Here is a 22,234-nt window from a genome sequence, read left to right as displayed (position 1 = left end):
GTCGGGCCTTTCGAAGCCGGCCAGGATGCTCATCAGCGTGGACTTGCCGCAGCCCGACGGACCCACGATGGCGACGAACTCGCCCTCGGCCACTTCGAAGTCCATACCGGCGATGACCGGCAGCGCCTTGCCCTTGGCGCTGGTGAACCCCTTGCGCAGGCCACGGACGGCGATCTTGGGAGGTCTGTCAACGGACATAGCGCCACCGCACGGTCTTGAGTTTTTCGAGCAGACGGGTCGCGCCGTCCAGCAGCAATCCGATGATGCCGATGAGGATCATGCTGGCGATGACGAGGTCGTAGCGGTTGCCGGCGTTGCGCGAGTCCATGATGAGGTAACCCAGTCCCGAGCGCAGCGCGATCATCTCGGCAGCCACGACGACGAGCCAAGCCACGCCGATGCCGATGCGCATGCCCACGATGATCTCCGGCAGCACGGCCGGGATGACGACGCGGCGGAACATCACGGCGCGCGTGACGCCGAAATTGGCCGCCGCGCGCAGGTAGCGCCGGTCGATGGTGTGGACGCCCGAGGTCGTCTGCACGATCAGCGGGAACACCGACGAGATGAAGATCAGGAAGATGGGCGACACGTCGCCGACGCCGAACCACAGGATGGCCAGCGGGATCCAGGCGATCGGCGAGATGGGCCTCAGCATCTGGAAGATGGGATTGAAGGTTCGGTAGGCGCCCGCCACCCAGCCCATCCACAGACCCAGCGGGATGCCCACCAGCAGGGCCAGGCCGAAGCCGATGCCCACGCGCATCAGCGAGGCGGTGATGTGCTCCCACAGCGTGCCGTCCTGGGCCAGCTCCAGCGTCCCCGTGACGACGGCCCAGGGCGTTGGGAAGATGGGGCTTTCCGTGTAGACCACGACCGCCCACCAGACGGCAATGAGGAGGGCGATGACCGCCAGCGGCGGCAGCAGGCGCGCCGGGCGCGAGTTCCAGTTCAAGCCTTGGTCTCCGTGAAGTCTCGTTGGCGGTGCCGCCAGCGCCACTGCAGCCGAGGCCAGCCGGGCGCCGGCGTCGGCGCGACGACCACGCTCATCTGCCCGCTGGCGTGGGCGCTGCAGGCGAAGCTGTAGGTCGATGCCACCTCGAAGGGCAGGCGGAAGCTCTGCCCCGGCATGATGAGCACGGGGCCGAACTGCTGCGGCACGTCGTCGCGGTTGCGCAGCAGCAGCCGGTCGTTCAGGCCCAGCGTCAGCTCGATGCGGTCGGGCAGGATCTCGACCTTGTCGCCGGCCATGCGGCGGGCGAATGTGCCGGGCGGGATCTCGAACAGCTCGTCGCGAGTGTCCGGCTCGATGGGCGCGAAGGCTGCCCAGGCCAGTGGCAGCAGCAGGGCCGCCGGCAGCAGGAATAGCAAGGCGCGCTTCACCGGCCGGCCAGCAGAAGCCGGAGGTCGTGCACGAAGTCCTGGGCTGCGTGACCGTAGGGCATCATGGCCCGCAGCCTGCCGGTGCGGTCGATCAGCCAGACCGACGTGGAGTGGTTCATGCCGTAGGCGCTGGCCTGTGGCTGCGCGATCTTCTCGGCGACCACGCCGTAGCGCTTGCGCATGGCGGCCAGCCGCTCCGGCGTGCCGGTGCCGCCGATGAAGCTGGGGTCGAAGGCGGCGAGGTACTGGCGGATGCGCGCCAGATCGTCGCGCTCCGGGTCCACGGTGACGTAGACCACCTGCACTTCGGCCGCCTGGGGGCCGAGTGCCTTGCGTGCCTGGGCCAGCGTGGCCAGCGTCGTCGGGCAGACCTCGGGGCAGTGCGTGAATCCGAACACCAGCAGCACCAGCCGGCCCTTGAAGCGTGCCAGCGTCAAGTCGGCGCCGTCGCTGCCCTGCAGTGCGAACTCGGGTGCCTGCTGGGCGGGATCGAAGACGCCGGCCTTCAGCAGCGGCGCGGCCGGCGCCGCGACGGGCCACGTGGCCAGCAGCAGCGTCCTGAGAAACAGCTGGCGCTTCATAGCTGTATGGCCGCCGCCTTGGCCGCCTTGACGAAGCTCTCGTCCACGTACTTCTCGTAGGCGACCGGGCTCTTGAGCGTGCCGGCCTCGAGGGACAGCTGCATCAGCTCGTCGAACTCGGCGCGGATCATGCGCAGATCGCCATACGTCACCCGGTCCGTCGGGTTCTCCATCACGAAACGCAGGATGGCCGGGTCCTGGTTGAAGAACTTGCGGCCGGCGGCGATCTGGATGGCCTTCTCGCGGTGGGCGGGCTGCGAGTCCAGCCAGTTGCCGGCGCCTTGCACGTGGTCGACGAGGTTCTGTACCAGCGGCCGGTTGTCCTTGATGAGTTCCTCGCGGACGGTCAGCACGCAGCAGATGTAGTTGCGCCATTCGTCGCGGGTCATGCGCAGCGGCCTGGCATAGCCGGCGCGCTGGGCCGCGGCGCCGAAGGGCTCGCCGGTGCAGTAGCCGTCGACTGCCTTGGCGTACAGCGCGGCCGGCATGTCTGGCGGCGGCATCTCGACGATCTGGACGTCCTTCGGGCCCATGCCTTCCTGCGCCAGCATCTTGCGCAGGAACAGGAAGTCCACCGCGAAGCGGCTGGGGATGGCAATGCGCTTGCCCGCCAGATCTCGGAACTTCCTGAAGGTCGAATCGGTGCGCACCATGATGACGGCGCCCGAGCGGTGGCCCAGCGAGACGATCTTGACCGGGATCCTCTTGTCCGCCAGGTCCATGACCAACGGGGCCAGCATGTAGGCCGCCTGGATGCGGCCCGTCATCAACGATTCCTTGATCTCCGGCCAGCCGTTGTACTTGCTGTACTCGAACTGCAGCGCGGTGCTGCCAGACGCCTTGTTGGCCGCGGCGCGCGCCGCACAGGCGACGGGCAGCGTCAGGTTGCAGGTGACGGGCAGTCCGCCGACCACCAGCGGCCCCGGGGCTGCTGCGCCCGGCAGCCCCCATGTCGGCAGCGCCGATGCCAGCGCGCCGCGCAGCCAATGCCGGCGGCCGGGGCTGGCGGGAGGGATTTCGGGCGGTACGGGCGTCATGGGACAGGCCGCGCGACTGTGCCAAGTTCGCGCGGCCTGTCCATCCGGGGCGACCGGGGTGTGCCTATGTACCTACGTTGTGCCGCCGGCGGGCGGCGACGTCGCTTATGGGTAGAGGCCGCGCTCCTCGCGCGCCTGCAGCACCCGTGTGCAAGCCACCGTGAAGGCGGCGGTGCGCAGCGGGATCTTGTGCTGCTCGCCGGTCTCCCAGATGTGCTTGAAGGCGCCGATCATGATCTTGTCCAGGCGCACGTTGATCTCGTCCTCGGTCCAGAAGAAGGAGGAGAAATCCTGCACCCACTCGAAGTAGGACACGGTCACGCCGCCGGCGTTGGCGATCACATCGGGTACGACGGTGATACCGCGGTCGGCCAGCACGGCCTCGCCATCCGGCGTGGTCGGGCCGTTGGCGCCTTCCAGCACCACGCGGGTCTGGATGCGCTGGGCGCGCTCGGCGGTGATCTGGCCTTCCAGCGCGGCCGGGATCAGCACGTCGCTCCTGACGTCCCAGAAGTCCTCGCTGGCGATCATGTCGCCGCCCTTGAAGCCGGCCACGCCGCGGGTCGCTGCCACGTGATCCAGCAGGCTCTGCATGTCGAAGCCGTTCTGGTTGACGATGGTGCCGGTGTGGTCCTGCACGGCGACGATCTTGGCACCGTTGGCGGCGAACAGCTTGGCGGCGATGGAGCCGACGTTACCGAAGCCCTGGACGGCAATGCGGGCGCCGTCCATCTCCATGTTCAGGCGGCGCATCGCCTCACGCCCGACGACGAAGACGCCGCGGCCGGTGGCGGCCACGCGGCCCAGCGAACCGCCCAGCGGAATGGGTTTGCCCGTGACGACGCCGGTCGCCGTGGCGCCGGTGTTCATCGAGTAGGTGTCCATCATCCAGGCCATGATCTTGCCGTTCGTGTTCACGTCCGGCGCCGGGATGTCCTGGTTGGGGCCGATGATGATGCCGATCTCGCTGGTATAGCGACGCGTCACCTTCTCCAGCTCCTTCATGGAGAGCTGCGAGGGGTCGAGGCGGATGCCCCCCTTGGCGCCGCCATAGGGCAGGTTGACGGCGGCGTTCTTCACCGTCATCCACGCCGACAGGGCCATCACTTCTTCCAGCGTGACGTCGGGGTGGTAGCGCACGCCGCCCTTGCCGGGGCCACGCGTCAGGCTGTGCTGCACGCGAAAGCCCTCGTAGTGGGCGATGGTGCCGTTGTCGAGCTCGATGGGAATGTCGACGATGAGGGCGCGCTTGGGGCGGCGCAGCGTCTCGACCCAGCGGCGCAGGTGACCCAGGTAGGGTTCCACGGCGTCGATCTGGGACAGATAGGTTCCCCACGGGCTGTTGCGCGTGGGCGAAACGAACGACAGGTTGGGCATGAAATGCTCCGTAACTTTTAGTGGGGCGAACGGTATCGCGAAGCCTCCCTGCGCTGCCAGGACTTGTCTAGCCAAGTGCTCATGCCGTCATGCACGCAACGCATGGCCTCGGTGTTCAGTGGCGGATTTCACACCCGGCCGGGTGTGGCGGGGAAGCCCCAGGCGCCCGAATACCATCGCCTGGTGACCTCCCTCGACCTCGCCCTGCTCTATCTCGTCGCTGCCGTGCTGGGCGTCGTCATTTGCCGCTCGCTGAAGCTGCCACCCATGCTGGGCTACCTGGCCGTGGGCGTGGTGATCGGACCGAACGCGCTGGCCTTTGCCCATGATTCGGCCAATATCCAGTATCTGGCCGAGTTTGGTGTGGTCTTCCTGATGTTCGCCATCGGGCTGGAGTTCAACCTGCCCAAGCTGCGCGCGCTGCGCACGGCCGTCTTCGGCCTCGGCATGTGCCAGGTGCTGCTGACCATTGGCGGCGCCCTGGCGGGGAATGCACTGCTGGCCACGGGCTTTGCGCTGCTGGGCCGGGCCTGGGAGCTGCCGTGGGAAGGCGCACTGGTGCTGGGCGCGGCCATGGCCATGAGTTCGACAGCCATCGTCGTGAAGCTGATGGCCGAGCGGCTGGAGCTGGAGAACCCGCACGGCCGCCTGGTGATGGGCGTGCTGCTTTTTCAGGACCTGGCCGTCGTGCCGCTGCTGGTGCTGATTCCGGCGCTGAACAGCAGCGGCGGCCAGATGGCCGAAGCCCTGGCCTGGGCCGGTCTGAAGGCGGTCGTGCTGCTCACCCTGCTGCTGTACGGCGGCCAGCGGCTGATGCGCTGGTGGCTGACGCTGGTGGCGCGGCGCAAGAGCGACGAGCTTTTCATGCTCAACCTGCTTCTGGTCACGCTGGGTCTGGCCTGGATGACCGAGCACGCCGGCCTGAGCCTGGCGCTGGGGGCCTTCGTCGCCGGCATGCTGATCGCCGAGACCGAATACAAACATCAGGTGGAGACCGACATCCGGCCCTTCCACGACGTGCTGCTGGGTCTGTTCTTCATCACCATCGGCATGAAGCTGGACTGGCACCCGCTGGTGGAGAGCTGGTGGCTGGTCATCATGCTGACGACCCTGCCGGTCGTCGCCAAGTTTGCCCTCATCGCCGGCCTGGCGCGGCTGTTCAAGTCGCCGCCGGGCGTGGCCCTGCGCACGGGCCTCTATCTGGCCCAGGCCGGGGAGTTCGGCTTCGTGCTGCTGACGCTGGGCGCCCAGCAGGGGCTGGTGGCGCCGCAGTGGGTGAGTCCGGTGCTGGCGAGCATGGTGCTGTCCATGCTGATCACGCCCATCCTCATCATGAACAGCAACCGCATCGTCATGAAGCTGTCGGCCAGCGACTGGCTGATGCAGTCCGTGCAGCTGACGACCATCGCCAAGAAGAGCATCAAGACGGAGGCCCACGTCATCATCTGCGGCTACGGCCGCTCGGGCCAGAACCTGGCACGCTTGCTGGAGGGCGAACACATCCCCTACATGGCGCTGGACCTGGACCCCGATCGCGTGCGCCAGGCCGCCGCGGCCGGGCAGAGCGTCGTCTTTGGCGACGCGGCCAAGGTGCAGAGCCTGATGGCCGCGGGCCTTGCGCGCGCCAGCGCAGTCGTGGTGAGCTACCACGACACGCCGTCGGCATTGCGCATCCTGCACCTGGTGCAGACGCATGCGCCGCGCGTGCCGGTGGTGGTGCGCACCATCGACGACAGCGACCTGGAGAAGCTCAAGGCCGCCGGCGCCACAGAGGTCGTGCCCGAGGCCATCGAGGGCTCGCTGATGCTGGCCTCGCACGCCCTGGCACTCGTAGGCGTGCCGATGCGCCGCGTCATCCGCATCACGCGCGACGCGCGCGACCGGCGCTACGGCCTGCTGCGCGGTTATTTCCACGGCGCCGATGACGACACCGCGGACGAGATCGACCAGGCCCGCCTGGCCTCCGTCACGCTGCCCACCGCCAGCGTCCACGCGGGCCGTGCGCTGGACGATCTGGCGCTGCAGACCTTGGGTGTCGCCGTGGTGTCACTGCGCCGCGCCAACGGCAAGGCCGTCCTCGTCGACGGGCACGCAGCCCTGGCCGGGGGCGACACGCTGGTGATCAGCGGCATGCCCGCAGCCCTCGCACTCGCCGAGGCCAAGCTGCTCGCCTGATGCCGCCTGCGTGACAAGCGCGCGCGGCCCGCTGAGCCACACTGGCGCCATCCGCCAGAGGAGCCGCGTCATGAACTTCGATTACAGCCCCAAGGTCGCGCAGATGCGCGAACGCCTGCTTGCCTTCTTCGACGAGCACATCACTCCCAACGAGCGCCGCTATCTCGAGGAAGTCGAAGCGAACCGCCGCGCCGGCAACCCCTGGCAGGCGACCAAGGTCATCGAGGAGCTCAAGCCCAAAGCCCGTGCGGCCGGGCTGTGGAACCTGTTCCTGCCCCAGTCCAGTCGTGCACCCGAGGGGCTGAGCAACCTCGAGTACGCGCCAATGTGCGAGATCATGGGCCGCGTATTCTGGGCGCCTGAGGTCTTCAACTGCTCGGCGCCGGACACCGGCAACATGGAGACGCTGGAGCGCTACGCCTCCGAGGCGTTGAAGGACCGCTGGCTGGAGCCGCTGCTGCGTGGCGAGATCCGCTCGGCCTTCCTGATGACGGAGCCGGCCGTGGCCTCGTCGGACGCGACCAACATCGAATGCCGCATCGAGCGCGACGGCGACGACTACGTCATCAACGGTCGCAAGTGGTGGAGTTCCGGCGCCGGCGACCCGCGCTGTGCCGTCTACATCGTCATGGGCAAGACCAACCCCGAGGCCGGCAAGCACGAGCAGCAATCCATGATCGTCGTGCCGGCCGACGCGCCGGGTATCACCGTCGTGCGCCCGCTGTCCGTGTTCGGCTACGACGATGCGCCGCACGGCCACATGGAGGTTGAGCTGAAGAACGTGCGCGTGCCGGCCGCCAACATCCTGCTGGGCGAAGGTCGCGGCTTCGAGATCGCGCAGGGGCGCCTGGGCCCGGGCCGGATCCACCACTGCATGCGCAGCATCGGCGCCGCCGAGCGCGCGCTGGAGCTCATGTGCGAACGCGCCGTCGCGCGTACGGCCTTCGGCAAGACGCTGGCCCAGCAGACCGTTACGCAGGAGCGCATCGCCGAGGCGCGCTGCATGATCGAGCAGGCCCGTCTCCTGACACTGAAGGCGGCCTACATGATGGACACGGTGGGCAACAAGGTCGCCAAGGCCGAGATCGCGATGATCAAGATCGTCGCGCCCAACATGGCCCTGCAGGTCATCGACTGGGCCATCCAGGTGTTCGGAGGCGCGGGCGTCTCGCAGGACACGCCGCTGGCCACCATGTGGGCGCACCAGCGCACGCTGCGGCTGGCCGATGGTCCGGACGAGGTGCACCGCAACTCGCTGGCCAAGCTGGAGCTGGCCCGGCACATGAAGCTGCCGACCGACCGGATGGCCATGCCGATCACGCGCGGAGCCTGACCGCGCCGGGGCGGCAGGCCAGCAGGCCCGACACGCGCGCGAGCACCTCGGGCGCCCAGCTCATCCCGAGGTGGCTGGCCTGCACCTCGATGTCACGCGCCAGTGGCCAGCGGCGCGCATGCGTGCAGGCCTCCCAAGAGACGACGCCGTCGCGGCGGCTGTAGAGCGAGATCGTCGGCACCGGCGGCGGCTCCGCGAGCCGGGCGCGCAGTGCGGCTTCGTCGGGCGGACGGCGGCCGTTGAGCAGGCGGAACAGCCAGCCGACATTGGTGTCGTCCGCGCTGCCGTTGAAGGGCGTGCCCAGGGTAATGACGTGGTGCACGCGGTCGTGCCAGCGCTTGGCCAGCTCGCGGGCGTAGAAGCCGCCCAGGCTCCAGCCAACGAGGCTGAGCTCGCGCGCCGGCGCGATGCGCGGATGCAAGGCCTCGGCCAGCTGGTCCAGCCAGGCGTCAACATCGCCGCGGGGCCCGGTGTTGCGGCCCTGACCCCAGTCCAGCGTCCGGTAGCCCGCGCGCTCCAGGTGGCGGCGCAGCGGCCACAGGGTCAGGCCGTCGGTACCCAGGCCGGGGAAGAGCATCACCGTGTGACCCTGGCCCGCAGGTTCCGGCGGGGTGCGCCAGTGCCCCAGCGCCTGGACGGCCTCCAGCGTCGCTCGCAGGGGCTCCGAGGCCAGCAGCGACAGGGCCGGCCGACGGCGGGGCGCGACGATGGCGGCGCCGGCAGCACCGGCGACGGGAAGCAATGGCAGCGAGGTTGAAGTCATGGCGGTGGGCGGCTGCGCCGGTGGTCGATCCGTGGCCCGATGCTGGCGCGTGGCGAAACCGCTGCATGCCAGCGTGGCGGCTGTGGCGGTGTAGGACAAGGCGGTGGACGCGAATGACAATGCGTCTCATGGCCAAGCCCGCACCCCGACTCAGCCCCCAGCAAACCCAGAGCGTCATCGCCACGGCCTTCGAGGACGTGCCGCCCTACAACAAGGTGCTGCTGATGCATGGCATCGGCCATGGCGAGCTGGTGGCCCTGCTCAAGCGCGAACTGACGCCGGCGGCCTACAAGCTCTGGGCGGCGCGTGCCAAGACGAGCAAGGGCCCCACCAAGAAGGCCACCTGGCCGCATGGGCGCTGACGTGCGGCTCGCGCGTCGCCCCGTCCTGGCGCTGCTGGCCGGCCTGGCCGCGTGCACCGATCCGGATGCGCGCATCCGCAACCGCATCGACACGGGCTGGCACCGGGATGATCTCGATGCGCTGATGCTGCGCTGGCAAAGCCATGCGCCGCGGCCGGACGGCAGCTTCCAGCAGTACTTCGATCGGGCCTGGCAGCCCCGCCCCCAGCCGGAGACGAGCCTGACCGGCCATGCCCGCCTGGTCTATTCTTTTGCGGCGACCCATGAGTTCATGCCGGACGCGGGTTATCTCGCGATCGCCCGGCGTGGCGCCGACTTCATGCTGGACCGCTTCCGCGACCCGACGCATGGCGGCTTCTTTCACACCGTGGGAGCCGACGGCCGGCCGGGGGCCACGATCAAGCGCGCCTATGGCCACGCGTTTGCACTGCTGGCACTGGCCGAGGTCTACCGCGTGGGTGGTGGCGTGCGCTACCGCGAGGCGGCGATGCAGCTCTCCGGGGAGATCGAACGGGGCTTCACCGACCCGGTCGGCGGCCTGTACAACGAATGCGGGCGCGACTTCAAGCCCATGTCCGGCGGGCGCACGCAGAACCCCGTCATGCACATGTTCGAGGCCCTGCTGGCCTTGCGCAGCGCCACCGGCGACTCGATGACCGAGTCCATCGCGCGGCGCCTGGGCGACTTCGTGGCCTACAAGCTCCTTCAAGGGCAGGCGGACGGCGGCGCGCTCATCCCTGAGTGGTACGACGAGGCCTGGCAGCCGCTTCCCACCCAGGCCGCGGGAGGCTACGTCGATTTGGGCCATCAGTTCGAATGGAGCCATCTCCTGACCATGGGCGCGGCCGTGTCGCCCGTCTATGCGCAAGTGGCCGAGCGCGTGCTGGCCTATGCCCTCGCGGCCGGCTACGACGAGATCGATGGCGGCTGCGGCCAGCGCGCCTTCACCGACGGCAGCAAGCCCGACTTGCGCAAGGGCTGGTGGCAGCAGGCCGAATGCCTGCACGCCCTGCTCGTGGCCGGCCAGGCGACCGGCCGCAACGACCTGTGGCGCCGCTACGAACAGACCCAGGGCTTCATCAAGGCGCAGCTCGTCGACATGGAGCAGGGCGGCTGGCGTGCGGCGGAGGCCCTGCCCTGCAAGAGCGGTGGTTGCAAGGACGAACAGCCCGACCCCTATCACATGGTGCGCCTGCACCAGGCGGCGATGAAGGTCGCTCAGGGCATGCCGGCATAGCGTCGCAGCGTGCCGGACAGCGAGATCAGCAGCAGGCCGCCGGCCAGGCAGACGGCGGTCAGCACGACGTAGAGCGACAGCCCGGTCGGCAGCAGCCAGCCGTAGAGCTGGCCGGCCAGGAAGCCCGCCGCGGCCTTGGCCAGCATCCAGGCGCCCATCAGCGTGGCGGCCCAGCCGGCCGGGGCGTAGCGCGACACCACGGCCAGGCCGATGGGGATGACCAGCAGCTCGGCGGCGGTCTGTACGCCGATGACACCCACCATCATCCAGGCCGGGATGACCTCACCCTGCGCTGCACGCCCCTGCAGCACGTGCAGCAGCACGAAGCTGGCGCCCAGCACGAGCATGCCCAGGCCCTGCACGCGGAACTCCGGCCAGTCCACCCGCGACAACAGGCGTGCCGACAGCGGCGCCAGCAGGATCACGAGGATGGGATTCACGGCCAGGAACTGTGCGGCCGTCAGCTCGAAGCCGAGAAACTGCGGCGACACATGGTCGCGGACGAACAGCGTCATGACGCCTGCTGCCTGCTCGTAGCCCAGGTAGAAGCAGATGGCCACCAGCGACATCAGCAGGATGACCTGGATGCGGCGTCGCGATTGCGCATCGGACCAGGCGGCGCGTGCCGGTTCGGGGGCGGGCGCGGCGACGGGTGGCAGCCAGCGCCAGCCGGCCATGAAGACGACCACGCCGATGGCCATGCCCACCGCGGCCGCCATAAAGCCATAACCCCACCCATGATGCTGGGCGAGGTATCCGCCGATCAGCGCTGACAGCGCGGCACCGATATTGATGCCCATATAGAAGACCGTGTATCCGCCCTGGCGCCGCGCGTCGTCCGGCGCATACAGCGCGCCGACCATGGCCGTCGTGGTGGGTTTGAACAGGCCGGTGCCCACGGCCAGCAAACCCAGCGCGAGGCCGACCGGCTGGTCCAGACCAAGCGCCACATGGCCCGCCATCATCAGCAGCATGCCCAGCACGACGGCCCGGCGCTGGCCCAGGAAGCGGTCGGCCAGCCAGCCGCCGACGATGGCGCAGAAAAACGCCGAGCCGGTATACATGCCATATACCGAAAGCGCGTCGGCCCGCGAATATTGCAGGGCCTCCACCAAATACAGCACCAGCAGTGAACGCACGCCGTAGAAACTGAATCTCTCCCACATTTCAGAACCAGCCAGAACGAACAGGCCGGCTGGCTGGCGGGGTTTTGGGGCGGGCAGGGATATCGCCTCGGCGGACATGGTTTCAGGCGCTGGAAATGGTTTTTTGATGATACGGGTGCGACAGCGACGGGCTTCCGGCGCCGGGGTGCGGACCCCAGGGGATACCCGCGGTAACGATGCGAAAAACAGCATCGGCAAGGCCAAAAATGTGATTAGTCGCGAATCGGTTGGCCCCCTAGCATGACTTTCAGACCCGAGCCCCACGGCCCAAGCAGAGGTCTTGAACGGCTGCCGAGGTTGGCCGCTCCCCATAACGATTCCCGGAGACAAGATGAAGAAACCAGCCCAGGTGCTGCTGCGTGCAGGCACCGACACCCAGCGCTTCGCCCTGAAGCTGACCGCCGCTGCCGCGCTGGCCGCCCTGTCCGCCGCCGCGGTGGGCCAGGAAGCCGTCAAGGCCGATGCGCAGCTGGAAACGGTGACCGTCACCGGCGTCAAGGCATCGCTGACCAAGAGTCTGGCGATCAAGCGCACCAGCGAACAGGTGGTGGAATCGGTCGTTGCCGAGGACATCGGCAAGCTGCCCGACAACAACGTCGTCGAAGCGCTGCAACGCGTCACGGGCATCCAGGTCACCAACCGCGCAGGCGGCGAAGTGGGCACCTTGTCCATTCGCGGCCTGCCCGACATTGCCACCACCTGGAACGGCCGCAACATCTTCACCGCGTCCGGCACGCAGGTGGCGCTTCAGGACATCCCGTCGACGCTGGTCCGCCAGATCGACGTCTACAAGACACGTGACGCCAGCCAACTGGAAAACGGCATCGCCGGCCAGATCGACGTCAAGTCCCTGCGCCCATTCGATTTCAAGGGTGCGAAGGTGTCGCTGCTGGCGCGGGAAACCTATCTCGACCCCGCGAAGAAGTGGAACCCGCAGCTGAGCGCAATGGCCAGCAACCGCTGGAAGACCGACGCCGGTGAACTCGGTGCGCTGGTCAACCTGTCGATGGTCAAGACCGACTATCGCAATGAAAGCGTGACGCCGGGGGCGATGGTGCCCTTCACCAGCCCCAATGCCGCAGAAGTCCCGGCAGGCTACATCCCGCTGCAGCGCATCTTCGACAACGCCATCTGGACGCCCGGCACCTATACCGGCTTGCCGCAGAAGGCGGGTTCGACGTTGAACTTCAACGGCACCGCGCGTCCCTATTACCTGGCGCGCGACGCCGTGTTCCAAAGCGACGTGGAAGGCCAGCGCGAGCGCCCCGCCGCCAACGTCGCGCTGCAATGGCAGCCCAATGACGATGCCGTCTACACGTTCGAGGCGATGTACAACGGCTATTGCGACAAGGTGTTCAACAAGCTGCTCTTCAGCTTCGTTGACTGGTGGGGGAGCCTCGGCAGCAACCCCGCCGGGACGATCACCACGTTCCCCGGAACGAACGTCATCAAGACGCGGACCGTGAATGACGTGTATGGATTCAACAGCGGCGACTACACGACCTCGGCAACCGATTCCTACATCTATGCCTTGAACGGCAAGTGGAATCTCGGTGACCGCCTGAGGCTGGACGGCGATGTGTCGTACCAGACCAGCAAATACCACTCGGAATTCACCGCCACCCGCATCGAACGCGTGGCGCCGTCCATCGCCGTCGATTTCAATTCGGGCGGCGGCAACATGGCCTTCAAGTTCAACAACAACGCCGATCTGGTGGACCCCGCCAAGTGGACCGTGGCGCAGTTCTACGACAACGCCAATCGCAACGAGGGCAGCGCGGCAACCGCCAGCCTGTCAGGCGTGTACGACGCCGATTGGGGGCCGCTGAAGACGCTGCATTTCGGCGCGCGCTTCGACAGCCGCAAGGCCTCGGAGGCCAACCGGACGCAATCCGCCTTCCTGGGCCGCAGCCTGGCCTCGCTGGGGGCGAATTACTACCACGTCAATTCAAATTTCGGCGCGGACATTGCGGACGTTCCGCGCGCCTGGATGGAGCCGAATGCCTACTACATTCGCGACAACATCGATGCATGGCGCAAACTCTATAACTCGGTCGACGCGAATTTCCTGACCACCGACAAGCTGAGTTTGCAGAAGACGTTCCAGGTCAAGGAAGACACCACCAATCTATTCCTAATGGCCGACGCCGAGAACCAGTTGCTCGGCCGTCCCCTGCGCGCCAATTTCGGCGTGCGTTACGTGCAGGTCGATACCAGCATGACCGCCTACAGCGTCAACGCCACCACCAAGGTGGTGACGCCGACGAACGGCGAGAAGACGGCCAAGAAGTTCCTGCCCAGCTTGACGCTGCGCTATGAGCCCGTCAACGACGTTCTGCTGCGCTTTAACTACGGCGAAACGCTGCGCCGACCGGGCTTCGGTGATCTGAACCCGGTCCTGCAACTCAGCGACGACGTCTCGCGGGTCGGTTACGGCGGCGGCAGCGGCGGCAACCCTGGCTTGGAGCCGACGCGCTCCAAGAATCTGGACCTGACGGGCGAGTGGTACTTCCAGAAGGACAGCGCGCTCTATGGCACGCTGTTCCAGCGCAAGATCGACGGCCTGGTCGTGCCCCTGCGTCGTCGCGTTCACGTCGATCCGGCCAACGACCCGTTCCGCAACTCGACCTCGGGCGGCGACCACACCAACGGCTACGACTACGTCATCAGCTCGCCGGTCAATGCCTCCAACGGCAAGATCAGCGGCATCGAACTGGGCGCCATCTACTTCCCCAAGGGCTTGCCGGGCTTGCTGGATGGCCTGGGCTTCCAGGGCAGCGTGACGCGCCTGACCTCGTCGCAGAACGTGCCGACCGCCAACAACGCCGGCGAGATCGTCTCCCAGCTCGAGGCGCCGTTCTTCGGTGTGTCCAAACTGTCGTGGAACGCCACCCTGGCCTACGAGAAGGGCCCGATCGGCGCACGCCTGTCCTACGTTCGTCGCGCCGCCTTCCTGGCCGCCAACGAGGCCGCGCTGTTCGCCAACCCCATCGGCATCTGGCGCCGTCCGGAGAAGAGCGTGGACTTTCAGCTGACCTACAACGTCAACGATCGCATGGCGTTCGACATCAGCGGCGTCAATCTGACGAACGAGATGCAGCAGCAGTACTACCACTTCGGCGATGCGGGCAGCCCCGAGCTGACCAACTTCGGCACGGTCCAGACCGGGCGTTCGCTCTCGGTCGGATTCCGCTGGAAGATGTGACCTGAGGCGCTGAACCTCTTGCTTGTTTAGGGCGTTGTACGGGCTCTCCCGGGCAACGCCCCGTTTTTATTTCAGCGTACCGATGTCCCACCTGCTCCAGCCGCTGATTCGCCAGCGCGCCGACCCCCACATCTCCCGCCATGCCGATGGGCACTACTACTTCACCGCCTCGGTGCCGCAGTACGACCGCATCGAGATCCGCCGCGCGGCGAGCATCCAGGGCCTGGTCAACGCGGCGTCCTTCGTCGCCTGGCGCAAGCCAGACACCGGCGCATATTCCGAGCTGATCTGGGCGCCCGAGCTGCATTTCAACGATGGCGCCTGGTACGTCTACTTCGCCGCGGCCCCCACCCGCGCTCTGGACGGGCTGGGCATGTTCCAGCACCGCATGTTCGCGATCCGCAACCTCGCGGCCGATCCGTTCACGGGGGTCTGGGAGTTCCTCGGCCAAGTGGATTCCGGCATCGACAGCTTCTGCCTGGATGCGACCACCTTCAGCCACCGAGGCCGGCTCTACTACCTCTGGGCGCAGAAGGACCCGGCCATCCCGGGAAACTCCAACCTCTACGTCGCGGCCATGGAGACGCCCTGGCAGCTCGCCGGTACGCCGGTGCTGCTCAGCCGCCCGGAGTACGACTGGGAATGCCGCGGCTTTCTCGTCAACGAGGGGCCGTCCGTGCTGATCCGCAACGGCCGCGTCTTCATCAGCTACTCGGCCAGCGCGACCGATGAGAACTATGCGATGGGCCTGCTGTGGGCCGACGAGAACGCCGACCTGCTGGACCCGGCCGCCTGGCACAAGTCCGCCCAGCCGGTGATGCGCAGCTGCGCCGAGGACAGCGTCTTCGGACCCGGGCACAACAGCTTCACGGTGGGCGAGACGGCAGACGAGGTGCTGCTGGTCTATCACGCCCGCACCTACACGGAGATCGTCGGCGATCCGCTGTGGAACCCCGACCGCCATACCTTCGTCAAGCCGCTGCGCTGGAGCGTCGACGGCATGCCGGTCTTCGGCCAGCCTTCCCGGCGCGACTGATACGAGTTTCGATATCAGTACGTCGAGGAAATTGATTGGATTGCGTATCTCCCGGCCCATAGCATCGTTTTCAGACGGCAGACCCGCGTGCCGCCGGAACGACCCCGAGACAAGACATGACGACTGACGACAAGAAGAGCAAGGTCAAGCTGCGCTCCGCAGAGTGGTTCGGCACCCAGGACAAGAACGGCTTCATGTACCGCTCCTGGATGAAGAACCAGGGCATTCCCGATCACGAGTTCCAGGGCAAGCCCATCATCGGCATCTGCAACACCTGGAGCGAACTGACCCCTTGCAACGCCCATTTCCGCAAGCTTGCCGAGCACGTCAAGCGCGGCATCATCGAGGCGGGCGGCTGGCCGGTGGAGTTCCCGGTGTTTTCTAACGGTGAGAGCAATCTGCGCCCCACCGCCATGCTGACGCGCAACCTCGCCAGCATGGACGTCGAGGAGAGCATCCGCGGCAATCCGATGGACGCCGTCGTGTTGCTGGTGGGCTGCGACAAGACCACGCCTGCGCTGCTGATGGGCGCGGCCAGCGTCGATGTGCCGGCCATCGTCGTCACCGGCGGGCCCATGCTCAACGGCAAGCTCAATGGCAAGAACATCGGTTCGGGCACGGCCGTGTGGCAGCTGCACGAGCAGGTCAAGGCCGGCGAGATCAGCATGCACGACTTCATGGCCGCCGAGGCCGGCCACTCGCGCTCGGCCGGCACCTGCAACACCATGGGCACGGCCTCCACCATGGCCTGCATGGCCGAGGCGCTCGGCACCTCGCTGCCGCACAACGCCGCCATCCCTGCCGTCGATGCGCGTCGTTACGTGCTGGCCCACCTGTCCGGCATGCGCATCGTCGAGATGGTCTGGGAACAGCTGACGCTGTCCAAGGTGCTGACGAAGCAGGCGTTCGAGAACGCCATCCGCGTCAATGCAGCCATCGGCGGCTCCACGAACGCCGTCATCCACCTGAAAGCCATCGCCGGCCGCATCGGCGTGGATCTGGAACTGGAGGACTGGACCCGCATCGGTCGCGGCACGCCTACCGTGGTGGACCTGCTGCCCTCGGGCCGCTTCCTGATGGAGGAGTTCTATTACGCCGGCGGCCTGCCCGCCGTCATCCGTCGCCTCGGCGAGGCCGGCAAGCTGCCCAACCCCGAGGCGCTGACCGTCAACGGCAAGAGCCTGTGGGCCAACTGCGTCGACGCGCCCATCTACGACGACGAAGTCATCCGCCAACTCGACAACCCGCTGATCGAGGACGGAGGCATCTGCATCCTGCGCGGCAACCTCGCACCGCGCGGCGCCGTGCTCAAGCCTTCCGCCGCCACGCCCGAGCTGATGAAGCACCGCGGCCGCGCCGTCGTGTTCGAGAACTTCGAAGACTACAAGGCGCGCATCAATGACCCCGATCTGGACGTCGACGCCAGCTGCATCCTCGTCATGAAGAACTGTGGCCCCAAGGGCTACCCGGGCATGGCCGAGGTCGGCAACATGGGCCTGCCGCCCAAGCTGCTTGCCGCGGGCGTCAAGGACATGGTGCGCATCTCCGACGCGCGCATGAGCGGCACCGCCTACGGCACCGTCGTGCTGCATGTGGCGCCCGAGGCGCGTGCCGGAGGCCCTCTGGCCGTCGTGCAGGAAGGCGACTTCATCGAGCTGGACTGTGCTGCCGGCCGCCTGCACCTGGACGTGCCCGAGGCCGAGCTGCAGCAGCGCCTGGCCGCCTGGGCAGCCGCGCAGACCGTGGATCCCCATGACGCCAGCGGCTACCGCCAGCTCTACGTCCAGCACGTGCTGCAGGCTGACGAGGGCTGCGACTTTGACTTCCTGCGCGGCAAGCGCGGCTCTGCCGTGCCGCGCCATTCACATTGAGATCCCCATGAGCAACACCATCCAGGGCGTGGCCCTGATCGGCGGCCAGCCCGTCCGCGGCCACGGCAAGGCCTTCCAGGCTTTCGACCCGGGCAGGAACGAATCCATCGGCCCCGACTTCAACGCCGTGGATATCGGCCAGGTGGCCGAGGCGTGCACCCTGGCCGGCGCTGCCTTCGACACCTTCCGCGCGACGAGCGACCACGAACGCGCCGACTTCCTGGAGCAGATCGCCGCTCGGATCCTCGCGCTGGGCGACGAGCTCATCGTGCGCGCCATGGCCGAGACCGGCCTGCCGCGCGCGCGCCTCGAAGGCGAGCGCGGCCGCACGATGAACCAGCTGAAGATGTTCGCCGAGCTGCTTCGCGAGGGCAGCTGGCAGGACGCGCGCATCGACACCGCCCTGCCCCAGCGCACGCCGCCCCGGCCGGACCTGCGCCTGCGCTTCGTGGGCGTCGGACCTGTGGCCGTGTTCGGCGCCAGCAACTTCCCGCTGGCCTTCTCGGTCGCCGGGGGCGACACCGCCGCGGCGCTGGCCGCCGGCTGCCCGGTCGTCGTCAAGGCGCATTCGGCCCATCCCGGCACATCCGAGCTGGTCGGTCGGGCCGTCGTCGAGGCCGTCACGTTGTCCAAGCTGCCCGCCGGCGTCTTTGCGCTGCTGACCGGCAGCGGCCACGGCATCGGCGACACGCTGGTGCGCCACCCGGCCATCCAGGCAGTGGGCTTCACCGGCTCGCGCAGCGGCGGGACGGCACTGATGGCCACCGCCGCGGCCCGGCCGCAGCCCATTCCCGTCTACGCGGAAATGAGCAGCATCAACCCCGTCGTCCTGCTGCCCGGTGCGCTCAGCCGGCGCGGTGCCGACATCGCGACCGGCTTCGCCGCCTCGCTGACGCTGGGTGTCGGCCAGTTCTGCACCAATCCCGGCTTGGTGCTGGGCCTGGCCGGCGCCGACTTCGACAGCTTCGCCACCGCCGCGGCCGAGGCATTGAAGCCCGTGCCCGCCGGCACCATGCTGACCCCCGGCATCGCCGGCGCCTACCAGCGCGGCGAAGACCAGCTTGCGGCCCAGGCCCAGGTCGACACGTTGCTGCGCGCTCCCTCGGCCGGCTGCCAGGGCGCACCCAGCCTGTTCAAGACCACGGGCGCGGCCTTCCTGGCCAACCATGCGATGTCGGCCGAGATCTTCGGCCCGGCCTCGCTGCTGGTGGCCTGCAAGGACCTGGCCGAGCTGCTGCTCGTCATCGAGGGCCTGGAGGGCCAGTTGACTGCCACGTTGCAGCTGCAGGACGACGACGAGTCCGACCTCGCCGCCGCCCGCACCCTGTTGCCGGCGCTGGAGCGCAAGGTCGGCCGCATCCTGGCCAACGGCTACCCCACCGGCGTCGAGGTTTCGACGGCCATGGTCCATGGCGGCCCCTTCCCGGCGACCAGCGATGGCCGCAGCAGCTCGGTCGGCACCGCGGCCATCCAGCGCTTCCTCCGGCCGGTCTGCTACCAGAACCTGCCGCGCGCGCTGCTGCCGGCGGTGCTGCGCGAGCCCAATGAGCGCGGCGTCTGGCGCCGCCGCGATGGAGCCCTCACGCGCAACTAAGACGCGTCGGCCTCCAAAGAAAACAACCAAGGAGACAAAGAGACATGAAGAAGCAACTGGCCGCCCTCGCGGCAAGCCTGGTCTGGGCCTTCGGCGCACAAGCCGCCGACGTCAAGCTGGTCGTCAACGCCGACCAGCCCGGCCCCGTCATCCACCGCAACATCTACGGCCAGTTCGCCGAGCACCTGGGCACTGGCATCTACGAGGGCATGTGGGTTGGCCCGCAGAGCAAGATCCCCAACGTGCGCGGCTGGCGCAAGGACGTCGTCGCGGCGCTGAAGGAGCTCAAGGTGCCGCTGGTGCGCTGGCCCGGCGGCTGCTTCGCCGACGAATACCACTGGCGTGACGGCATCGGCCCGCGCGCCAAGCGCCCCGTCAAGATCAACACCCACTGGGGTGGCGTGCCCGAGAACAACGCCGTCGGCACGCACGAGTTCTTCGATCTCGTCGAGCAGCTGGGCGCCGAGGCCTATGTCAACGGCAACCTCGGCACCGGCAGCGCTCAGGAAATGGCCGAGTGGCTGGAGTACATGACCGGCGAGGGCAAGTCCACGCTGACCGACATGCGCCGCAAGAACGGCCGTGACAAGCCGTTCCGCGTGCACTATTTCGCCGTCGGCAACGAGACCTGGGGCTGTGGCGGCAACATGCGCCCTGAGTACTACGCCGACCAGTACCGCCAGGTGGCGACCTTCCTGAAGACGCCCGAGAACAACCGGCCCAAGTTCATCGCCAGTGGCGGCAACGACCAGGACACCACCTGGACCGAGGTGCTCAGCAAGAACATTCGCCACAACTTCGACGCGATTGCCCACCACGCCTACACCTTCCCCAGCGGCAAGTGGGAAGGCAAGGGACCGGCCGTGGGCTTCCCCGAAGCCGAGTGGATCTCCATGTTGTCCCAGGTCAGCAAGATCGACAGCACGCTGGCCAAGAGCACCGTCATCCTGGACAAGAACGACCCGAAGAAGAAGCTGGCCATCTACTTCGACGAGTGGGGCAGCTGGTACGACCCCGAGCCCGGCAGCAATCCCGGCTTCCTCGTCCAGCGCAACACGTTGCGTGACGCGCTGCTGGCGGCCCTGCACTTCAATGTGTTCCACAGCCATGCGGACCGCGTGAAGATGAGCAACATCGCGCAGATGGTCAACGTGCTGCAGGCCATGATCCAGACCAGCAAGGACAAGCTGGTGCTGACGCCGACCTACCACGCCTTCGCGCTGTACACGCCCTTTCAGGACGCGACCTCGCTGCCCACCACCCTAGAGAACAACCCGGTCTACAAGGTTGGCGCGACGGAGATGCCCAGCCTGAGCGCCACCGCGGCGCGGGGCAAGGACGGCAAGCTCTACGTCGGCCTGGTGAATTCCAACGCCACGCAGGCCGCCGAGCTGACGCTGCAGGTTGGCGCCAACGCACCCAAGGCCGCCAAGGGCAGGCTGCTGACCGCGGACGCGATGGACGCGCAGAACGAGCTCGGCAAGCCGGCCCAGGTCGTGCCCCGGGCCTACGAGGCCCAGGCCGCCGATGGCAAGCTCACGCTGAAGCTGCCGGCGAAGTCCATCGTCGTTGTCGCCATCGAGGGCTGATCCATGGGCACCGCCAATCGACGCGAGTTCATCGCGGGCGGAGCCGCGCTTGCCCTGACCGCCTGCGGCGGCGGCGGCGGCAGCACGGTCCCGACGCCGGCACCCGCACCGGCACCGGCACCCGCGCCTGCACCCGCGCCGGCGCCTTCACAGCCCCCGGTGGGCTTCACCAATGTCTCGGTGCACGACCCCTCGGTCATTCGCGCCGACGGCCAGTTCTACGTCTTCGGCTCCCACCTGGCCGCGGCCAGGACGCCAGACCTGATGAACTGGACCAAGCTGGCCGACGGTGTCAACAACGGCAACCCGCTGTTCGGCAACAAGGTCACCGCAGAGCTGGCCGAGACGCTGGCCTGGGCCGAATCCAGCACGCTGTGGGCCCCCGACGTCGCCAAGCTCGCCGACGGCAAGTTCTACATGTACTACTGCGCCTGCAAGGGGGACTCGCCGCGCTCCGCGCTGGGCATTGCCGTGGCCGACAAGGTCGACGGGCCCTACGTCAACAAGAAGCTGCTCCTGAAGTCCGGCCAGTGGGGCCTGCCCAGCGAGGACGGCACCGTCTACGACGCCACCAAGCATCCCAACGTCGTCGACCCTGCAGTCTTCGCCGACGCGACAGGGCAGCTGTGGATGGTCTACGGCTCGTACTCGGGGGGCATCTTCATCCTGCAGCTCGACGCGGCAGGCATGCCCATTGCGGGGCAGGGTTACGGCAAGCACCTGATGGGCGGGAACCATGCCCGGATCGAGGGCGCCTACATCCTCTACAGCCCGCAAAGCCAGTACTACTACCTCTTTGTCTCCTTCGGCGGTCTGGACGCGGCCGGCGGCTACAACGTGCGCATCGCGCGCTCCCGCAACCCCGACGGTCCCTTTGTGGACGGCGCCGGCACCGACATGGCCAGCGTCAAGGGTACCGCCGGCACGTTGTTCGACGATGCCAGCATCACGCCCCACGGGATGAAGTTGATGGGCGGCCATCAGTTTGCGCTTGCCACCGGCGAGACCGGCACGGCCCTGGGTTATGTCTCACCCGGGCACAACTCGGCCTATCACGACCCGGCGACGGGCCAGTACTTCATCGTCTTCCACACGCGATTCCCCAACACCGGCGAGGCGCACGAGGTGCGCGTGCACGAGATGCACCTCAACGAGGACGGCTGGCTGGTCATCGCGCCGCTGCGTTATGCGCCGCTGAGCCTGGCCACGCCGGGGCAGACGGCCGACATCAGCGCGGCCCAGGCTGCTGGCAGCTACAAGCTGGTCAACCATGGCAAGGACATCACGGCCACGAGCAAGCCCTCCATCGCCGTGACCCTGAATGCCGACGGCACGATCGGTGGCGGCATGACCGGCACGTGGACGCACAAGGGCGGCAACAAACTCACCGTGGTGAGCGGCGGTTCCAGCTTTGTCGGCGTACTGTCGCGGCAGTGGAATACGAACGCCAACGCCTTCGTCGTGAGCTTCAGCGCGCTGTCGTCTGGCGGTGTGTCGCTGTGGGCCATCAGGACGGGTTGACGCT

General features: G+C 67.6%; 18 protein-coding genes. 10 read left to right on the top strand and 8 right to left on the bottom strand.

The genetic code is table 11. The features are described 5' to 3' along the window. The 6 genes from VGF12_RS17185 to VGF12_RS17160 all read right to left on the bottom strand — a co-directional run. On the bottom strand, positions 1–198 hold a 198-nt coding region (locus tag VGF12_RS17185; RefSeq protein WP_331177267.1), incomplete at its 3' end, for an ATP-binding cassette domain-containing protein. Continuing rightward, the gene (locus VGF12_RS17180) at positions 188–955 is read right to left on the bottom strand and encodes an ABC transporter permease (RefSeq protein WP_331177266.1); all 768 of its coding nucleotides are present in this window, start codon (positions 953–955) and stop codon (positions 188–190) included. The genes VGF12_RS17185 and VGF12_RS17180, both read right to left, overlap by 11 nt. Beyond that, positions 952–1,371 (bottom strand): hypothetical protein, encoded by a 420-nt coding sequence (locus VGF12_RS17175; protein ID WP_331177265.1) that lies wholly within the window; start codon positions 1,369–1,371, stop codon positions 952–954. Before VGF12_RS17175 ends, VGF12_RS17180 begins: the two co-directional genes overlap by 4 nt. An 8-nt stretch (positions 1,372–1,379) precedes the next feature. Further along, entirely contained in the window at positions 1,380–1,964 is a 585-nt protein-coding gene (locus tag VGF12_RS17170; RefSeq protein WP_331177264.1) for an SCO family protein, read from the bottom strand. Beyond that, complete coding sequence (locus VGF12_RS17165; RefSeq protein ID WP_331177263.1) at positions 1,961–3,001, bottom strand: ABC transporter substrate-binding protein; 1,041 nt, start codon at positions 2,999–3,001, stop codon at positions 1,961–1,963. Before VGF12_RS17165 ends, VGF12_RS17170 begins: the two co-directional genes overlap by 4 nt. A gap of 105 nt (positions 3,002–3,106) precedes the next feature. Continuing rightward, a complete protein-coding gene (locus VGF12_RS17160; RefSeq protein WP_331177262.1) occupies positions 3,107–4,378 on the bottom strand; it encodes a Glu/Leu/Phe/Val dehydrogenase in 1,272 nt (423 codons plus the stop codon). A 183-nt stretch (positions 4,379–4,561) separates the two neighbouring features. Here VGF12_RS17160 and VGF12_RS17155 point away from each other — a divergent pair, with 183 nt between their 5' ends. Continuing rightward, positions 4,562–6,553 (top strand): monovalent cation:proton antiporter-2 (CPA2) family protein, encoded by a 1,992-nt coding sequence (locus tag VGF12_RS17155; RefSeq protein ID WP_331177261.1) that lies wholly within the window; start codon positions 4,562–4,564, stop codon positions 6,551–6,553. Between the two features lie 70 nt (positions 6,554–6,623). Then, positions 6,624–7,886 carry an acyl-CoA dehydrogenase family protein gene (locus VGF12_RS17150; RefSeq protein WP_331177260.1) on the top strand — a complete coding sequence of 421 codons (1,263 nt, stop codon included), beginning with the start codon at positions 6,624–6,626 and terminating at the stop codon, positions 7,884–7,886. Here the strand turns inward: VGF12_RS17150 and VGF12_RS17145 are convergent. Next, positions 7,870–8,649 carry an esterase/lipase family protein gene (locus VGF12_RS17145; protein ID WP_331177259.1) on the bottom strand — a complete coding sequence of 260 codons (780 nt, stop codon included), beginning with the start codon at positions 8,647–8,649 and terminating at the stop codon, positions 7,870–7,872. The two genes, VGF12_RS17150 and VGF12_RS17145, sit on opposite strands and share 17 nt — an antisense overlap. Before the next feature lie 128 nt (positions 8,650–8,777). On the opposite strand from VGF12_RS17145, the gene VGF12_RS17140 reads away from it, so the two are divergent. Together VGF12_RS17140 and VGF12_RS17135 are read left to right on the top strand one after the other, a co-directional pair. Next, positions 8,778–9,011: a DUF2805 domain-containing protein gene (locus tag VGF12_RS17140; RefSeq protein WP_293501419.1), complete on the top strand. Its 234-nt coding sequence runs from the start codon at positions 8,778–8,780 to the stop codon at positions 9,009–9,011. Further along, positions 9,001–10,248, top strand: coding sequence for an AGE family epimerase/isomerase (locus VGF12_RS17135; protein ID WP_331177258.1), 1,248 nt, complete (start codon positions 9,001–9,003; stop codon positions 10,246–10,248). Before VGF12_RS17140 ends, VGF12_RS17135 begins: the two co-directional genes overlap by 11 nt. Here the strand turns inward: VGF12_RS17135 and VGF12_RS17130 are convergent. Continuing rightward, a complete protein-coding gene (locus tag VGF12_RS17130; protein ID WP_331177257.1) occupies positions 10,230–11,492 on the bottom strand; it encodes a peptide MFS transporter in 1,263 nt (420 codons plus the stop codon). The genes VGF12_RS17135 and VGF12_RS17130 overlap by 19 nt on opposite strands. A 253-nt stretch (positions 11,493–11,745) precedes the next feature. On the opposite strand from VGF12_RS17130, the gene VGF12_RS17125 reads away from it, so the two are divergent. The 6 genes from VGF12_RS17125 (at position 11,746) to VGF12_RS17100 (ending at position 22,230) form a co-directional block, all read left to right on the top strand. Next, complete coding sequence (locus VGF12_RS17125; protein WP_331177256.1) at positions 11,746–14,619, top strand: TonB-dependent receptor; 2,874 nt, start codon at positions 11,746–11,748, stop codon at positions 14,617–14,619. An 82-nt stretch (positions 14,620–14,701) separates the two neighbouring features. After that, positions 14,702–15,655 (top strand): glycoside hydrolase family 43 protein, encoded by a 954-nt coding sequence (locus tag VGF12_RS17120; protein WP_331177255.1) that lies wholly within the window; start codon positions 14,702–14,704, stop codon positions 15,653–15,655. Positions 15,656–15,771: 116 nt separating this feature from the next. Continuing rightward, the gene (locus VGF12_RS17115; protein WP_331177254.1) at positions 15,772–17,526 is read left to right on the top strand and encodes an IlvD/Edd family dehydratase; all 1,755 of its coding nucleotides are present in this window, start codon (positions 15,772–15,774) and stop codon (positions 17,524–17,526) included. 7 nt (positions 17,527–17,533) lie between these two features. Beyond that, complete coding sequence (locus VGF12_RS17110; protein WP_331177253.1) at positions 17,534–19,120, top strand: aldehyde dehydrogenase (NADP(+)); 1,587 nt, start codon at positions 17,534–17,536, stop codon at positions 19,118–19,120. A 44-nt stretch (positions 19,121–19,164) separates the two neighbouring features. Then, a complete protein-coding gene (locus VGF12_RS17105; protein WP_331177252.1) occupies positions 19,165–20,709 on the top strand; it encodes an alpha-N-arabinofuranosidase in 1,545 nt (514 codons plus the stop codon). A 3-nt stretch (positions 20,710–20,712) separates the two neighbouring features. After that, on the top strand, positions 20,713–22,230 hold the full coding sequence (locus VGF12_RS17100; protein ID WP_331177251.1) for a glycoside hydrolase family 43 protein: 1,518 nt from the start codon (positions 20,713–20,715) through the stop codon (positions 22,228–22,230). Positions 22,231–22,234: the final 4 nt, after the last annotated feature.

It is taken from the genome of Roseateles sp. (assembly GCF_036404855.1).
Lineage (GTDB): Bacteria > Pseudomonadota > Gammaproteobacteria > Burkholderiales > Burkholderiaceae_C > Pelomonas.
The sequence above is the reverse complement of the archived record's forward strand: the minus strand, read 5'-3'. Positions and strand labels throughout refer to the sequence as shown.